The organism is Geobacillus sp. Y412MC52 (assembly GCF_000174795.2).
Classification (GTDB): Bacteria; Bacillota; Bacilli; order Bacillales; family Anoxybacillaceae; genus Geobacillus; species Geobacillus thermoleovorans.
Map to the genome: position 1 here is coordinate 878,151 of NC_014915.1, position 16,151 is coordinate 894,301.

A 16,151-nucleotide genomic window follows, 5' to 3' on the forward strand; every position below is an offset into this window, starting at 1 on the left:
ATAACGATGTTTTTTCTATCGACTTCAACCAGCGGGGGAGAGCGGGATGAAAGAAATTGTTCAGCAGATGAAAGCGGAGCTATGGGAGATTTTCGATCACCTTCATCACCATCCAGAAATCAGTTGGGAAGAGTGGCAAACGACTGAATTTCTCCGCCGAGAGTTGGAGCGCGAAGGGTATCGGGTGCGGACGTTTGCCGATTGCCCGGGTGTGGTGGCGGAAATCGGCGCCGGGCCGTTTACGGTTGGGGTGCGCAGCGATATGGACGCCCTTTGGCAAGAAGTGAACGGCGTTTGGCAGCCGAACCATGCGTGCGGGCATGATGCCCACATGACGATCGTGCTCGGGGTGGCGAAACTGCTTCGCCGCATCGGCTATGAGCCGCCGGGGACGCTGCGGTTTTTGTTCCAGCCGGCTGAGGAAAAAGGCACGGGGGCGCTGAAGATGATCGAAAAAGGAGCGGCTGATGGCCTAACGTTTTTGTACGGCGTTCATTTGCGCCCAATTCAAGAGGTAAAAGGCGGTTATGCGTCTCCGGCGATCATTCACGGAGCGGCGCAATGCATCGAGGGGCGGATTCGCGGCGTGGCGGCGCATGCCGCGCGGCCGCATTTAGGCGTCAACGTCATTGAAGTCGGCAGCGCCATCGTGCAGGAGCTCGGCAAAATTCATATCGATCCACAAGTGCCAGCGTCGATCAAAATGACGAAGTTTCACGCCGGTGAAAAAGATGCGAACACGATCCCGGACTACGCGGAATTTGCCCTTGATTTGCGGGCGCAAACGAACGAGGCGATGGAGCGGCTCGTCGAGGGGCTACGCCATGTGATCAACGGGGTCGCTGCGATTTACGGAGCTGATATTGAGCTTGTTGAGCGGACGCGCATCGTCGCCGCTGATCCTGATCCAGATGCTGTGCGGCTGATGGAGGAGGCGATTATCACGACTTTGGGGACGGAAAAATGCGTTCCGCCGGTCGTGACGTCGGGAGGAGAGGATTTCCATTTTTATTCCTTTAAAAAACCGGAGCTGAAAACAACGATGCTCGGATTGGGCTGCGACTTGCGTCCAGGGCTCCATCACCCGAACATGACGTTCCGGCGCGATGATTTGCTTTCCGGCGTGGAAATTTTGGCGCGGGTTGTGATGAACACGTTTGCGACGTTTGCGCCGCAGGGGGAGAACGAACGTGCCTCTGTCGCTGCAAATCATTGAGACGATCGAACAGTTGAAAGAGATGGCCAGGCTTGAGGAGGAGATTTGGAAAACGGCGCCGGTTCCGCTCCATCAAACGCTGACGGCGGCGAAAAACGGGGGCATTATCATCGGGGCGTATGCGGACGGGAAGCTTGTCGGCTTTGTCTACAGCTTTCCTGGGTTTCGAAATGGGGAAGTGTATCTTTGTTCCCATATGATGGGGATTGCTGAATCGTTTCGTGATCGTGGCCTCGGCTATCGCTTGAAAATGAAACAGGCGGAAGAAGCGCGGCGGCGCGGTTATCGAGTCATCCGCTGGACGTATGACCCGTTGCAAAGCCGCAACGGCTATTTGAACTTGGCGAAGCTTGGGGCCCTTGGCGTCGAGTATGTGGAAAACTGCTACGGCGAAATGAATGACGCGTTGAACGGTCAACTTCCGTCCGACCGCTTCATTGTCGAATGGCGGCTTGATGAGCGTCCGACCGGGGAGCGGAGCTTGGCTAAAGCTGATCTTCTCAAGGCCAGAAGTCTGACGGTGCTCGAGGCAAGTCAAAGGGCTGACGGCCTGTTGCGCCCGGTGCCGAGAGACATCGATGAAACAGCGGCGCCGTTGCTGTTGACTGCTGTTCCACTTGACTTTCCGCAGCTGAAAGAGCGGGATTTCGCGCTGGCGCTTGAGTGGCGGCTGGCGACACGCGCGCTGTTTCAGCGGCTGCTTGCGGAAGGATGGATTGTCTTCGATGCTTGGCGCCGCCTGGAGGAAGGGGTGCTTTATTACATATGGAAGCGGCGGAGTGAACGATGGCAGCAGAAAGGGGAAGAGGAATGGCGATCAACATCGAGTACGTCATATTGCGCCATTTGCAAATGGAGTTGAAGGCGCCGTTTACAACGAGCTTCGGCACGTTTCAAACGAAAGAGTTTATTTTAGTGGAAGCCGTGGATTGCGACGGCGTTTCCGGCTGGGGCGAATCGGTCGCGTTTTCCGCCCCGTGGTACAGCGAGGAAACGGTGAAAACGAACTGGCATATGCTTGAAGAGTTTCTCGTGCCGCTCTTGTTTTCGAAGCCGCTTAGGCATCCAGCGGAATTGCCAGAGCGCTTTGCCGCCATCCGCCAAAACAACATGGCGAAAGCGGCGCTTGAGGGAGCGGTATGGGATTTGTATGCCAAGCGGATCGGCGTCCCGCTTTGTCAAGCTCTCGGGGGAACGAAAAAGGACATTGAAGTCGGCGTCAGCATCGGCATCCAGCCGACGGTTGCCGATCTGCTTCAGGTGATTGAGCGGTATGTGGCGCAAGGGTACCGGCGGATCAAAGTGAAGATCAAACCGGGATGGGATGTTGATGTCATTCGCGACGTGCGGCGCGCGTTTCCCGACGTGCCGCTCATGGCCGATGCCAATTCGGCGTATACGTTCGCTGACGCCAAGCGGCTTCAGGCGCTCGATGAATTCGGATTGATGATGATCGAACAGCCGCTCGCCGCTGACGATCTTGTCGATCACGCCCGGCTACAGCCGCTTCTTCAGACGCCGATTTGCCTTGATGAAAGCATTCGTTCCTATGACGATGCGCGCAAGGCGCTTGACCTTGGCAGCTGCCGCATCATCAACATCAAAATCGGGCGCGTCGGCGGGCTTTGGGAGGCGAAGCGCATCCACGATCTTTGCGCTGAGCGCGGCGTTCCGGTCTGGTGCGGGGGGATGCTGGAAGCAGGGGTCGGGCGCGCCCACAACATCGCGATCACGACGTTGGAAAACTTCGCGCTTCCCGGCGACACCGCCGCGTCGTCCCATTATTGGGAGCGGGATATTATCACACCGGAAGTCGAGGTGCAAGGCGGCTTGATCCGCGTGCCGAACGCCCCGGGCATCGGCTATGAAGTCGACCGCCGCCAAGTGGAGCGGTATACGCAGTTTGCGAAGGTGTTTCATCGTACGGCGACGGCATAAAGGATGATAAAAGGGAGAAAGAAAAAATGATGATAAGACCGATTGAAGTTCGCGATGCGGAAAATTTCTTGGAGTTGTGCAAAAAAATTGATGAATCTGGTTTTATGTTATTTGAGCCTGGCGAACGGCAAACAACGGTTGAACAACAAAGTAAATCGATTGAAAGAATGTTGTTTGAACCGAATAAAATGATCTTTGTTGCTGAAACTGAAAACAAGCTTGTCGGGTTCCTTGCTGTCATAGGAGGCGATGTAAAACGAAATTGACATTCTGCCAATGTTGTTTTGGGAGTTCTTGAAGACTATCAAGGACAGGGCATTGCCACTAAACTATTCAACAAAGCGTTTGAGTGGGCAAAGGAAGTTGGAATTTTGAGATTAGGACTTATGGTCATGAAAGGGAACGATAAGGCGTTCAACTTATATAGGAAGATGGGATTCGTATTAGAAGGCGAGAGGGTTCAATCGTTAAGAGTGGGCGGAGAATTTGTCAATGAATATTACCTATACAAACTGTTGTAACGCCAATTTGGGGCTGGCCCAAACGCAAGCACGTTTTGGGCCAGCCCCTTCTTCGTTGCGTTACACGCGTCCGATCCCAGTATTTGCCTTGACGACAATTTCCGTATACTTCTTTTCATCCGCTTTTTTCGACGAGACGAGCGTGCCGACGATGGCGCCGACAAAGCCGAGCGGAATCGAGATGATGCCCGGGTTGGCGAGCTTAAAGAGCGGTTCGCCGACGAAAATGGCGGCACCTGGCTGCGGCGACCAGACGTTCGGGCTGAAGAAGACGAGCACTAAGGCGCTGATCAGACCGACAAGCATCCCCGTAATCGCTCCAGTCGTGTTAAAGCGGCGCCAGAAAATGGTGAATACGATCGTCGGCAAGTTGGCGCTTGCGGCGACCGCAAATGCCAGTGATACAAGGAACGCGACGTTCATTTTTTGCGCGAACAGCGCCAACAAAATCGATAATACGGAAACGCCGACCGACGCCCAGCGGGCGGCGAGCATTTGTTCTTTTTCCGTCGCTTGGCCGCGCCGCAAAATATGGCTGTAAAAGTCATGGGCAAACGCCGAAGCGGCTGACAGAACAAGCCCGGCGACAACGGCCAAAATGGTCGCAAACGCTACGGCAGAGACGAAAGCGAACAAGAAATCTCCGCCAAGGGCTTCTGCCAACAGCGGGGCAGCCATATTGCCGGCCGGGTTGGCGGCGACGATTTTGTCATAGCCGACGAACGCGGCGGCGCCAAACCCTAAAAAGATCGTCATGACGTAGAAAAGCCCAATGATCCATGTTGCATAAACGACCGATTTGCGCGCAGTCGGGGCGTCTTTGACCGTAAAGAAGCGGATTAAAATGTGCGGCAGCCCGGCCGTCCCCAAAACGAGCGCCAAGTTTAAGGAAATCGTATCGAGCGGGTCTTTAAACTTGTTGCCCGGGTTTAAAAACGCTTCGCCAAGCGGTGTCGCGGTTTTGACTTCATGGAACATTTTGGCGATGCTGAAATCGAATTTAGCAAAGACGATGATGGAAATGATAAACGTACCGACCATCAATAAGACGGCTTTGACGATTTGCACCCAGCTCGTTGCCGTCATGCCGCCGAAGACGACGTACACCGTCATCAAAACGCCGACGATCAAGACAGAATAAACGTAGTCTAGACCCAACAGAAGCTTGATGAGGCCGCCGGCGCCGACGAGCTGGGCGATCATATAGAAGATCGAGATGGCGATCGTATTTAACGCCGCGACGCCGCGCACTTTCTTATCATCAAAACGGGCGGCGATCATATCGGCCATCGTGTATTTGCCGAGGTTGCGAAGCGGCTCGGCAACGATGTACAAGACGACAAGATAAGCGACAAGGAAGCCGATGCTGTAAAAGAAACCGTCAAATCCCGTCAGCGCGATCATGCCGGCAATGCCGAGAAAAGAGGCGGCGGACATATAGTCGCCGGCGATGGCGAGCCCGTTTTGCCAGCCGGTAAGGCTGCTGTCAGCGGTGTAAAATTCGCTCGTTGTTTTCGTACGCTTGGAGGCGTAGTACGTAATGACGAGCGTCAAGGCAACGATGATGAGAAAGAGGAAAAAGGCCAACCCGTGCATTAGGCGTTTCCTCCTTCCTTCGCTTCTTGCTTCACTTGCTCGACGATGGCATCAAATTGTGCTGCGCGTTTCGAATAAAGGATGCATAAGGCCCATGTCATGATAAATTGCGCAAAGGCAAACAGCCAAGCCCAGCTGACCGGCCCGACCGCCGGCGCATTCAACGCTTTCGAGTAGGACGTCAACACCGGAAGAGCGAAGTAAAAGACGGAGAAAAAGATGGTTGCCGGGATGATAAACCGCTTCTTCGCCTGAATGAGTTCGCGAAACGAAGCGGATTGGGCGATGGTTTCATAGTTGATGCCTCCCTGTCCGGCCAACGATTCCTTTTTCACTGCCATCGTGATCCCTCCTTGTTTGTATTAAAGCGTTTTCAAAAAGAGTAATGGAATGTTCTTCCGCAAGCGGCGGATGTGAATCCCCCTTTCTTGACACAAATTTGTCACACATTCATTATACGTTTATCTGAAAAGTTTGTAAATTGATCTTTTTCGTTATTTTTAAAAACTATTTTTTGCTTTGCCGCACAAAACGGAAAAAATTTTTTGCTGTTTTTCTTATTTTCGCACTTTACAAAAAAACAAGGATCATGTAGAATGACAACTGTATTCGACAATAAAATTCAACAATTTTCTACAAAAAACGACAAGGGGAGACATCTATGAATTTGTTTCGTAAAAAACCGATTCAGTTGCTCATGAAAGAATCGGGGGCAAAAGGAGCCTCGCTGCGAAAAGAGTTAGGCGCATTTGATTTAACGATGCTCGGCATCGGCGCCATTATCGGGACAGGCATTTTCGTCTTGACCGGGGTGGCGGCGGCAGAACATGCTGGTCCGGCTCTCGTTCTTTCGTTCGTTTTGTCTGGGTTGGCGTGTGTGTTTGCGGCGCTTTGCTACACAGAATTTGCCTCAACTGTGCCAGTGTCGGGGAGCGCTTACACTTACAGCTATGCCACGTTTGGTGAGCTCATCGCTTGGATTTTGGGATGGGATTTGATTTTGGAATACGGGGTTGCTTCGTCGGCGGTCGCTGTCGGTTGGTCCGGCTATTTCCAGGGGTTGCTTTCCGGTTTTGGCATCGAACTGCCAAAGGCGCTGACGAGTGCGTATGATCCGGCGAAAGGAACGTTCATCGATTTGCCAGCGATTATCATCGTCCTGTTCATTACGTTTTTGTTGAATTTAGGGGCGAAAAAATCGGCTCGTTTTAATGCGGTGATCGTTGCCATTAAAGTGGCGGTCGTGCTGCTCTTTTTGGCGGTCGGTGTTTGGTACGTCAAACCGGAGAACTGGACGCCGTTTATGCCGTATGGCTTCTCTGGCGTAGCGACCGGCGCGGCGACGGTGTTTTTCGCTTACATCGGCTTTGATGCGGTGTCGACGGCGGCGGAGGAAGTGCGCAATCCGCAGCGCGATATGCCAATTGGCATCATCGTCTCGTTGCTTGTGTGCACATTGTTGTATATTGCGGTTTCGCTCGTATTGACAGGCATCGTTCCGTACGAGCAGCTCAACGTGAAAAACCCAGTGGCGTTTGCGTTAAACTATATCCACCAAGACTGGGTGGCGGGCTTTATTTCGCTCGGGGCGATCGCCGGCATTACGACCGTGCTCCTTGTGATGATGTATGGGCAGACGCGTCTCTTCTACGCCATCAGCCGCGACGGTTTGCTGCCGAAAGTGTTTGCTCGCATCAGCCCGACGCGCCAAGTGCCGTATGTCAATACGTGGCTGACGGGAGCGGCTGTAGCGGTATTCGCCGGCATCATTCCGCTCAACAAATTGGCGGAACTGACGAACATCGGCACGCTCTTTGCCTTTATCACCGTCTCGATCGGCGTGTTGGTGTTGCGTAAAACGCAGCCGGACTTAAAGCGGGCATTCCGCGTTCCGTTTGTCCCAGTCATCCCGATTTTGGCTGTCTTATTCTGCGGCTACCTCGTTCTTCAGCTTCCGGCGACGACATGGATCGGTTTTGTCTCGTGGCTGCTGATCGGTTTAGTGATTTACTTTATCTACGGCCGCAAGCATAGTGAGCTGAATGAAATGGCACGGACGGAAGAAAAGGCCGGATGAGCGGCCAAACAATGAAAAAGGGGCTGTCCCAATGGGGAAACAGCCCCTTTTTCCATTTCGTCAAACTTTTCGGCAACACCGCGTTTCACCACTTTTTCATTTTCACGATTTAGTCGAACAATTGCCAAAACATAAAGACGCCCGCCTCAATGCCATTCGCGTCGCCGAGTTGCTTGTGGCGAACGAGGAATGGCTCGTCCTGTTGTTTCGAAAAAAGCAGTTGCCAATCAAACAGCTGGAAACGATGGCGTCGGTCAGCCGCAAGACGATTGAGAGAAATAGAAAATACATTATTGCGGTCGCGGTTATTTTGGCAGGCGATTACATTTACCTAAAGGACTATTTGAACGCTCTCCCGCCCGTATTTCGAGATGGGAGATTCTTGGGAACACCCGCCCCACGGCAGGCTGTCCACCAAGCCATCCCCGTGCGTCCCACGGTTGTGCTGTCTTACAACGACAGCAAACGAAGCCCTTCATTCAGGATATTCCGGGCGGCGTTGTGGTCCCGGTCATGTTCGGCCCCGCAGCTCGGGCACACCCACTCGCGGATGCCGAGCGACTTCACCTCAACCTGACGATGCCCGCAGCACGAGCACAATTGACTCGAGGGAAACGTGCACGCAACACGAACCACCGTCCGCCCGTACCATGTCGCTTTATACTCAAGCATGTTGAGAAAACGCCCCCACGCGGAATCAGAAATGGATTTGGCCAGCTTGCGGTTCTTTTGCATGTTCCTAACACGCAAGTCCTCCACGCACACCACTTGGTTTTCGCGGATGAGGCGGGTGGACAGTTTGTGCAGGAAATCGTTCCGGCAGTTGGCGATTTTTTCATGAAGCTTGGCCACTTTCAAACGGGCTTTCTCCCAGTTCGAACCGCCCGGCTTCCGACGAGCCATCACCCGCTGCCAGTAGGCGAGCTTTTCTTCATACCGGCGCCAATACCGGGGGTGTTCGATCGTTTCGCCTGTGGAAAGCACCACGATCTGTTTCAACCCCAAATCGACGCCCACTTTCTTGTCGGTTTGGGGCAATGGGGGAATATCCGTTTCCACGAGAATGGAGACGAAATACTTCCCTGTTCGATTGCGACGAATGGTGGCCGAGAGGATGCGGCCTTGAACCTCACGGCTTTTGGCGAACTTCACCCATCCGAGCTTGGGAAGTTTCAATCGATGGCCGTCCACTTCGATCGTAGGGCGTCCGTTCTTGGGGTAGTTGCACTGAGCGGTGTACGATTGGTTCGGGTGTTTTTTGCTTTTGAAGCGGGGAGCGTTCGCCGTTCCCTCGAAGAACCGGTCAAACGCCTCGGACAGCTGTTGCAACGCGTTTTGCAAGGCGGTCGAATCGGGAGTCTTCAGCCACGGGATCGTTTGTTTCAATGCCGTCAGCCTTTTGGAACATTCGTTGTAGCCGAGCCCTCTTCCGGTGGTTTCATACGCCTCATTCCACTCGGCCAAAAAGTGGTTGTACACAAATCGGCAGCACCCGATCGTTTGGTTGATGAGCTTCGCTTGTGTTGAGGTGGGATACAACCGAAAGCGGTAGGCTCTATGCATGATCTTCCCTCCTACATACAGGAACGTGTGTTCTATCACTATCCATTTTACACCTTCTGTTCTGTGGAAGCAAGAGGAAGAGCGACGGCAAATCTCGATTCATCCCCCACTTACGCTCACGCATGGAAGTGGGGACTTCTCGGTTCATGGTGATAAAAGGGGTGCTTTCATTGTGAAAAAGGGAATTGTGCTGGAGTTAGGTGAAGAGTTCGTCACGGTATTGACGCCGGAAGGGGAATTTCTTCGATTGAAAAAAGAAAAAGAAAGATCGCCGCCAAGCCGACGTCCACCGCCATTTGAAAGCGATGGATGCCAAAACGAAAAAAGCCGAGTGATTCCGCTCGGCTTTATTCCGTTTTTCGGCCTGCCAATTCGCTTTGTGCTTGAGCAATGAGCCGTTTCGTAATTTCTCCGCCGACGGAGCCGTTGGCGCGCGAAACCGTGCCAGCCCCGAGCTGTACGCCAAACTCTTGGGCGATTTCGTACTTAATTTGTTCCAACGCTTGTTCGATGCCTGGAACAAGCAGTTTGTTGCTTGAACGAGCCATATGAAATTCCTCCTTGATGGTTTTTTTGATGAGGTATGATTAGTATGGACGATCTAACAAAGAGATATGGTTGGGAATTAAAGGAGGAATTTTTCATTAAAAAAAGATTGCAAACGTTTTCGGTTATTGTTTATAATGTAAACGAGCAGATGACCGAAAACGTTTTGGAGGAATGGCAGTGACAACCATTAAAGATATTGCCAAGGCAGCGGGAGTTTCGATTACGACGGTTTCACGCGCGCTGAACGGCTATTCCGATGTGAATGAAAAAACGAGACAAAAAATCATGGATATCGCGAAGCAGTTGAACTACAGCCCCAATACACTGGCGCGCGGGCTTGTCATGAATAAATCGAAGACGATCGGGCTGCTCGTTTCTGGATTAACAAGGGAAAGTGCCAAGGATAATTTTACCTTTGAGGTGCTGGCCGGCGTCAATGAGTATGTCAGTGAAGTCGATTATGATATGGTGCTGTTCAGCACGACATCGACCAAGCAAAGAGAAAAAACGTATACACAGCTTTGTCGGGAGCGGCGCGTCGATGGGGCGATTTTGCAAGGGATTCGTACGGATGACCCGTATTTGCATGAGGTCGTGGAAAGCGAAATTCCATGTGTCCTGATTGATATTCCCATCGAGTCCAAAACCGTTGGCTATGTGACAACGGACAATGTGCTGGGTGCGAAAAAAGCGGTGCGTCATTTAATTGAGCTCGGGCATAAACGGATCGCTATGATCAATGGATATGAATACGCATTTGTGAGCGAACAGCGGGTGAAAGGATTCAAGGAGGCGTTGATTGAAGCAGGTTTGCCCGTACGCGAATATTGGATTGCCAATGGAGCGTTCCGCGAAGAAATCGCGGAGCGGGAGGCATTGAGGCTGCTTCAGCAATATCCAGAAATTACGGCTTTCTTTTGTGCAAGCGATTTAATGGCGCTAGGTGTCATCAAGGCAGTAAAACAGATTGGAAAGCGGGTTCCGGACGATGTGGCCGTGATTGGCTACGATGACATTATTTTAGCGTCCTATTCATCGCCTGCACTCTCCACCATCGCCCAAGACAAATTTGCTATGGGATATGAGGCCGCCAAGCTGTTGATTGATATGTTGGAAGGCAACGCTCAGTCCCATGTCAAGATTCTGGAAACAGAACTGAAAATACGGGGGTCGACGGTGAAAAAAGATGGATGAGGGCTTTTTTCACCGCCCTGAGCCAGTTTCAGTTATGATCCAAAACGTTTCGGATTGTTGTGGTGTCATGAAGACAGATTTTTTTGAATCAGGAATGAAAACGTTTTGGAATTCGCTTGTAAAGCATAATTGACGCAGAAAAGACATCGTGCTGTTGAGCCGATGATGACAACCTAGAATCAGGGGGAAGCAACATGGATTATCGAGTGATTAAAGAAAACGATGTGTTTTTATTGACGGATCAAGACGGGAATATCCCTGAACATCATCCGTACGGATTAGGGCTGTATACAAAAGACACCCGTTTTTTGAGCAAATGGAGTTTGCGCATCAATGGGGAAGAACCCGTGCTGCTGGCGTCTGATGCGGCACAAAATTATGTCGCTACCATTTTATTGACAAACCCTCATATTGAACGGGACGGAGAGCTGATTTTGTGGCGCGAATCCGTCGAAATTGAGCGCAAACGATTTATTTATGCGGGTGTGCTCTATGAAACCATTAAGCTGAAAAATTATCATCCCAAGCCGGTGCAATTGGAAATCAGCGTGCACATGGATGCCGATTTTGCCGATATGTTTATCGTTCGCGGCTTTCAGACAGGAGAGGTGGGAAAGCGGACAGGCCAGACCATTGGAAAACGTTCGCTCACGTTCCATTACGAGGGAGCCGACGGAGTGGAACGGGCAACGAAGGTCAGCTGGGATCGAGAGGAGAAAACCGTTAAGGAACATGGAGAAATTGTTTTTGACTTTGCGCTCGACCGGGCGGAAGAGCAGACGGTTACGTTGATGGTCGAACCGATCACCGGCAAAACAGGCAGAGTGGAGGTCATTCCGCCTGAACAGGCGCTTCAACGATTGCAAGAATCCTATCAGCGTTGGGAAGGGGAAACAGCGAACGTCATCACGGACGAACGACAGTTTGAGCGTTTAGTCCGCCGGGGCATTGGGGATTTGCGGGTGCTGCTTACGGATCTTGGCTGTGGGCCATTTCCGGTGGCCGGACTTCCGTGGTTTGGCGTTCCCTTCGGCCGGGACAGTTTGATTGCGGCCTTGCAGCTGCTCCCGTTCAACCATGAAATAGCCAAAGGCACGTTGTTGACAATGGCCCGCTATCAGGGAACGAAAGTAGACCCGTGGCGCGATGAACAGCCTGGAAAAATCATGCATGAAATCCGATTCGGTGAGTTGGCCAATACGAATCAAATTCCGTTTACCCCTTATTACGGAACGATCGATGCGACGCCGCTCTTTTTAGTTCTGTTGGTGGAGTATGTCAAATGGACCGGCAACTTCGATCTCGTCCGGCAGCTTCGATCCAACATTGATGCGGCGCTCCATTGGATTGACCGGTATGGCGACCGCGACGGCGATTTATTTGTCGAGTATTTCCAGGAATCGAGCAAGGGGATTGCCAATCAGGGATGGAAAGATTCAGGCGATTCGATTGTGCACGAAAACGGCGAGTATGCCCGCGCGCCGATCGCCCTTGTTGAAGTCCAAGGCTACGTTTATCACGCCAAAATGGGGCTTGCCGACATTTTCGAACAGCTTCAGGAAGTGGAAAAAGCAGAAGCGCTTCGAACGCAGGCGGAAGCTTTGAAAAAGCGCTTTGAAGAACAGTTTTGGATGGAAGATCGGAAATTTTATGCTCTTGCGTTAGATGAAAACAAAGCCCCTGTCAGAACGATTACATCGAACCCAGGTCATGTGCTGTTTTCAGGAATGCTCGAAGGAAGGCGGGCGGATGCCGTCATTGACACCCTTCTTTCGGAAAAAATGTTTTCGGGTTACGGCATCCGGACGATGGGCGAAGGAGAAGCGGGATATAACCCGATGAGCTATCATAATGGAAGCATTTGGCCGCATGACAACAGCCTCATTTTGCTTGGCTTAAGCAAACTGGGGCGGCGGCGCGAGGCAAAGACGGTCATTGAAGGACTCATGGAAGCATCGATGCATTTTGAGTATGATCGCTTGCCGGAGTTGTTTTGCGGCTACAGCCGGTCAGAGGGAAAACCGGTCCGCTATCCTGTCGCCTGCTCGCCGCAAGCATGGGCGGCTGGGACGCCGCTTGTGTTTGTTCAGGCGTTATTAGGATTGTTTCCTAATGCGTTGGAAAAGAATATTTATTTGTCGCCGACGTTGCTTGATTCGATGAATATGTTGCGTGTGGAAAACATCCTAATCGGCGGCGGACGGTTGTCATTGACGGTTACCCGTGAACAGGATAACTTCCATGTCCAAATCGATGAGAATACGACGGGTTGGGATATTGTCCTTCGTTAACAGCAGGGGAAGCATTCCTTTCCCTGTGTATATAAACCAATTTTTAGGGGAGGTTGTTTACATGGGCAAAACAAAGTGGATGGCAGCGCTAGGCATCACAACGATGCTGTTTGGCAGCCTTTTGGCCGGTTGCGGCGGTGGTGAGAAAAGTGAGAAGGCAAACGGGGGGAGTAAGCAAGGCGAGAAAGTAGAAGTCACGTTAGCTGGCTGGGGCGGCAACCCAACGGAGCAAAAGTTGTTGAAACAAACGCTTGACGATTTTGAGAAAAAACACCCTAATATTAAGGTCAAGTATGAAGTCATTGCCGACCAGTATATGGATGTCATCAAAACCCGTTTAGCGGGTGGGCAAGGGCCGGATGTGTTTTACCTTGATGCATTTGAAGCCCCAGCTCTGATTGAAACAGGGGCGCTTGAGCCGCTTGACAAATATGTAACGGACGATTTTGACATTAACGATTTTGAAAAGCCGATGCTTGATGCGTTTAAAGGGAAAGACGGGAAAATTTACGGATTCCCGAAAGACTATTCGACGCTAGCACTGTTTTACAATAAAAAGATGTTCGAAGAAGCAGGCGTTGAAGTCCCAAAAACTTGGGATGAACTGCGGGAAGTGGCGAAAAAGCTGACAAAAGGGAAGCAAGTATACGGATTTGGCGTTGCACCGGAACTGGCTCGCTTATACTACATTGCTGAATCCAAAGGCGGCAAAGTTGTGACGGATAATAAAGCGAGCTTTGCCGATCCGAAAGTCGTCGAGGCGCTCCAGCCGATCGTTGATATGCACTTAAAAGATAAGTCGGCGGCCCAACCGAATGAAGTTGGGGCGACATGGGGCGGCGAGATGTTCGGGCAAGGCAAAGCTGCTATGGTGATTGAAGGGAACTGGGCGATTCCATTTTTACAAGACACGTTCCCGAATTTAGAATTCGGTACAGCGGAAGTTCCAATGATCAATGGCAAAAAGGCGACGATGGCGTACACAGTGGCTTATGTCATGAACAAAGACTCGAAAAAGAAAGAAGCGGCTTGGGAGCTCATCTCGTATTTGACTGGCAAAGAAGGCATGAAAACATGGACGAGCAAGGGGTATGCTTTGCCGACGCGGAAATCGGTCGCTGCTGAATTGGGATTTGACAAAGATCCGTTGCGGGCGCCATTAGTCGCTGGAGCATCGTATGCAACTGTATGGCAAAACGGAACGAACTTGCCGATTATTATGAACAACTTCAATAACCAATTTGTCAGCGCTTTCCTCGGTGAACGTCCGCTTGCTGAGGCATTGAAAGAAGCGCAAAAAACGGCGAATAGCGAAATCGAGAGCAAATAAGGCGAATCACCCCCTGGCAGATGGGGCATGCTCTGCCAGGGAGCTGTTCCTTTCTTTCTAACCGCAGCTGTTTTCGGCTGCGTTAGAAAGAGAGGAATAGCGATTTTCGATTCTCGGCAAGGAGAGGGAATAAGATGAAAAGAATGTCAACGAAGCGAATGTGGCGCGAAGCGGGGGCAAGCTACCTGTTTTTGTCTCCTACTTTATTTGTGCTGCTTCTTTTTATTATCGGCCCGATTTTGTTTGCGATTTTTCTGGCCTTTCACAAAGTGCAATTGTTGGGTACGACTTCGTTTGAGTTCGTCGGGTTGGACAATTTCAAGCGCATGGCCGATGATACTCGGGCCAAAATCGCGTTATGGAACACGCTGAAATATGTCGTCATTGTCGTTCCCTGCCAGACCATTTTAGCGCTTGTATTAGCGGCGACATTAAATGCAGGGCTCAAGGGACAAAAGTTTTTCCGCATTGTGTACTTTTTGCCGACGTTGACGTCCTCGGCCGTGCTGACGCTCATTTTCATGTGGATGTACAACCAAAATGGACTTATCAATCACGTATTGAAAGCGGTTGGTTTGCCGACATATAACTGGATCGGCGATCCCGATGTAGCATTGAATGCCATTATGATCATGAACATTTGGGCGACAGCGCCGTATTTTATGGTCATTTATCTCGCCGCGCTGCAAGATGTCCCTGATTCATTATATGAAGCAGCGGAGCTGGACGGAGCCAGCGCCTGGCAAAAGTTTTGGCATATAACCGTTCCCTATTTGCGGCCGGTGACCTCATTTGTCGTGATCATGGGGCTGATTGGGACATTCCAGCTGTTTGACCAATCGTATATTTTCTCGGGCGGTTCCGGCGGTCCGAACAACTCGACGTTGACGGTTGTGCTTTTGATTTACCAATATGCATTTAAAACATTAGAGACAATGGGATATGCCGCTGCGCTTGCATTTGCGTTAGCGATTTTGATTTTCATCGCGACATTGTTGCAACGGAAGTTGTCAAAAGAAGAGTCTCTTTATTAAGGGGATGAACATGGATGAAAAAGAAAATGGGCATTGGAAAGTTTCTGCTGTATGCGATCTTGATCGCATATGCGGTGATTACGATGATTCCGTTTTTATGGGCGCTGTCCTCGTCGTTTAAGACGCTTGAAGAAATTGTGAGCGGAACCATGTCTTTTATTCCGAAAAAGTTTACGCTTGATAATTATAAGCAGATTTTTGTCGAACAGGAGCTATTTCCGCGCTGGCTGCTAAACAGTGTCGTGGTTGCGGGAACTGTGACAGTGCTGAATTTATTGTTCAACTCTATGGCTGGCTATGCGTTGGCCCGACTGCAATTTCCCGGCAGAAAACCGCTGTTTTTGATCATTTTGGCTGTCTTGATGATTCCAGCGCAAGTGACGATGATTCCAAATTATTTGATTTTGAAACAGCTCGGCTGGCTGAACTCGTATCAAGGGATGATCGTGCCGACGATGGTGAACGCTACGTTTATTTTCATGATGCGGCAGTTTTTTATCAACTTCCCGAAAGAATTGGAAGAGGCCGCGGAGCTTGACGGCCTCGGGCGGTTCGGGATCTTTTTCCGAATCGTATTGCCGCTTGCCCGTCCGGCTTTGGCGGCTCAAGCCATTTTCGTCTTCATGGGTTCGTGGAACGATTTCATGCGCCCGCTCATTACTTTGTCCGATCCGCAGCTGTTTACGCTGCCGCTTGGCCTCAACAGCTTCAAAGGACAGTACATCAGCTATTGGAACTACATTATGGCGGCATCCATGGTGTTTACGCTGCCGGTGTTGGTCATTTACGCCTTTTTCAACCGCTACTTTATCAAAGGAATTTCGTTCACAGGCGGGAAATAA

General features: G+C 51.1%; 14 protein-coding genes and 2 pseudogenes. 12 read left to right on the plus strand and 4 right to left on the minus strand.

The window, feature by feature from the left end:
* Positions 1 to 46 precede the first annotated feature (46 nt).
* From GYMC52_RS04460 to GYMC52_RS18435, 4 genes and pseudogenes are all read left to right on the plus strand, one after another.
* Positions 47 to 1,216, plus strand: coding sequence for a M20 peptidase aminoacylase family protein (locus GYMC52_RS04460; protein ID WP_013523233.1), 1,170 nt, complete (start codon positions 47 to 49; stop codon positions 1,214 to 1,216).
* Positions 1,191 to 2,078, plus strand: coding sequence for a GNAT family N-acetyltransferase (locus tag GYMC52_RS04465; RefSeq protein ID WP_013145993.1), 888 nt, complete (start codon positions 1,191 to 1,193; stop codon positions 2,076 to 2,078). The genes GYMC52_RS04460 and GYMC52_RS04465 overlap by 26 nt, the downstream gene beginning before the upstream one ends.
* Positions 2,027 to 3,154 carry an o-succinylbenzoate synthase gene (gene menC, locus GYMC52_RS04470; protein WP_013523234.1) on the plus strand — a complete coding sequence of 376 codons (1,128 nt, stop codon included), beginning with the start codon at positions 2,027 to 2,029 and terminating at the stop codon, positions 3,152 to 3,154. The genes GYMC52_RS04465 and menC overlap by 52 nt, the downstream gene beginning before the upstream one ends.
* Before the next feature lie 26 nt (positions 3,155 to 3,180).
* Positions 3,181 to 3,675, plus strand: a pseudogene (locus GYMC52_RS18435) (GNAT family N-acetyltransferase).
* A gap of 60 nt (positions 3,676 to 3,735) precedes the next feature.
* Here the strand turns inward: GYMC52_RS18435 and GYMC52_RS04490 are convergent.
* The gene (locus GYMC52_RS04490) at positions 3,736 to 5,271 is read right to left on the minus strand and encodes a solute symporter family protein (RefSeq protein ID WP_013145990.1); all 1,536 of its coding nucleotides are present in this window, start codon (positions 5,269 to 5,271) and stop codon (positions 3,736 to 3,738) included.
* Entirely contained in the window at positions 5,271 to 5,612 is a 342-nt protein-coding gene (locus GYMC52_RS04495; protein WP_013523235.1) for a DUF485 domain-containing protein, read from the minus strand. The genes GYMC52_RS04490 and GYMC52_RS04495 overlap by 1 nt, the downstream gene beginning before the upstream one ends.
* 320 nt (positions 5,613 to 5,932) lie before the next feature.
* On the opposite strand from GYMC52_RS04495, the gene GYMC52_RS04500 reads away from it, so the two are divergent.
* On the plus strand, positions 5,933 to 7,348 hold the full coding sequence (locus GYMC52_RS04500; protein WP_013523236.1) for an amino acid permease: 1,416 nt from the start codon (positions 5,933 to 5,935) through the stop codon (positions 7,346 to 7,348).
* A 97-nt stretch (positions 7,349 to 7,445) separates the two neighbouring features.
* Positions 7,446 to 7,703: pseudogene (locus GYMC52_RS19940) on the plus strand (RNA polymerase subunit sigma); the annotation flags it as partial.
* Between the two features lie 95 nt (positions 7,704 to 7,798).
* Here GYMC52_RS19940 and tnpB read toward each other — a convergent pair.
* Positions 7,799 to 8,911: an IS200/IS605 family element RNA-guided endonuclease TnpB gene (gene tnpB / locus GYMC52_RS04505; RefSeq protein WP_013523237.1), complete on the minus strand. Its 1,113-nt coding sequence runs from the start codon at positions 8,909 to 8,911 to the stop codon at positions 7,799 to 7,801.
* A 172-nt stretch (positions 8,912 to 9,083) separates the two neighbouring features.
* Between tnpB and GYMC52_RS20405 the strand changes: the two genes are divergently transcribed.
* Entirely contained in the window at positions 9,084 to 9,305 is a 222-nt protein-coding gene (locus GYMC52_RS20405) for an anti-sigma factor domain-containing protein (RefSeq protein ID WP_041469386.1), read from the plus strand.
* Here the strand turns inward: GYMC52_RS20405 and GYMC52_RS04515 are convergent.
* The gene (locus GYMC52_RS04515) at positions 9,259 to 9,459 is read right to left on the minus strand and encodes an alpha/beta-type small acid-soluble spore protein (RefSeq protein WP_011230435.1); all 201 of its coding nucleotides are present in this window, start codon (positions 9,457 to 9,459) and stop codon (positions 9,259 to 9,261) included. The two genes, GYMC52_RS20405 and GYMC52_RS04515, sit on opposite strands and share 47 nt — an antisense overlap.
* A gap of 178 nt (positions 9,460 to 9,637) precedes the next feature.
* Between GYMC52_RS04515 and GYMC52_RS04520 the strand changes: the two genes are divergently transcribed.
* From GYMC52_RS04520 to GYMC52_RS04540, 5 genes are all read left to right on the plus strand, one after another.
* On the plus strand, positions 9,638 to 10,654 hold the full coding sequence (locus GYMC52_RS04520; RefSeq protein WP_013523239.1) for a LacI family DNA-binding transcriptional regulator: 1,017 nt from the start codon (positions 9,638 to 9,640) through the stop codon (positions 10,652 to 10,654).
* A gap of 194 nt (positions 10,655 to 10,848) precedes the next feature.
* On the plus strand, positions 10,849 to 12,945 hold the full coding sequence (locus GYMC52_RS04525) for an amylo-alpha-1,6-glucosidase (protein WP_013523240.1): 2,097 nt from the start codon (positions 10,849 to 10,851) through the stop codon (positions 12,943 to 12,945).
* A 61-nt stretch (positions 12,946 to 13,006) separates the two neighbouring features.
* A complete protein-coding gene (locus GYMC52_RS04530; RefSeq protein WP_013523241.1) occupies positions 13,007 to 14,275 on the plus strand; it encodes an ABC transporter substrate-binding protein in 1,269 nt (422 codons plus the stop codon).
* A gap of 134 nt (positions 14,276 to 14,409) precedes the next feature.
* Positions 14,410 to 15,309, plus strand: coding sequence for a carbohydrate ABC transporter permease (locus tag GYMC52_RS04535; RefSeq protein ID WP_013523242.1), 900 nt, complete (start codon positions 14,410 to 14,412; stop codon positions 15,307 to 15,309).
* Between the two features lie 14 nt (positions 15,310 to 15,323).
* The gene (locus GYMC52_RS04540; RefSeq protein WP_013523243.1) at positions 15,324 to 16,151 is read left to right on the plus strand and encodes a carbohydrate ABC transporter permease; all 828 of its coding nucleotides are present in this window, start codon (positions 15,324 to 15,326) and stop codon (positions 16,149 to 16,151) included.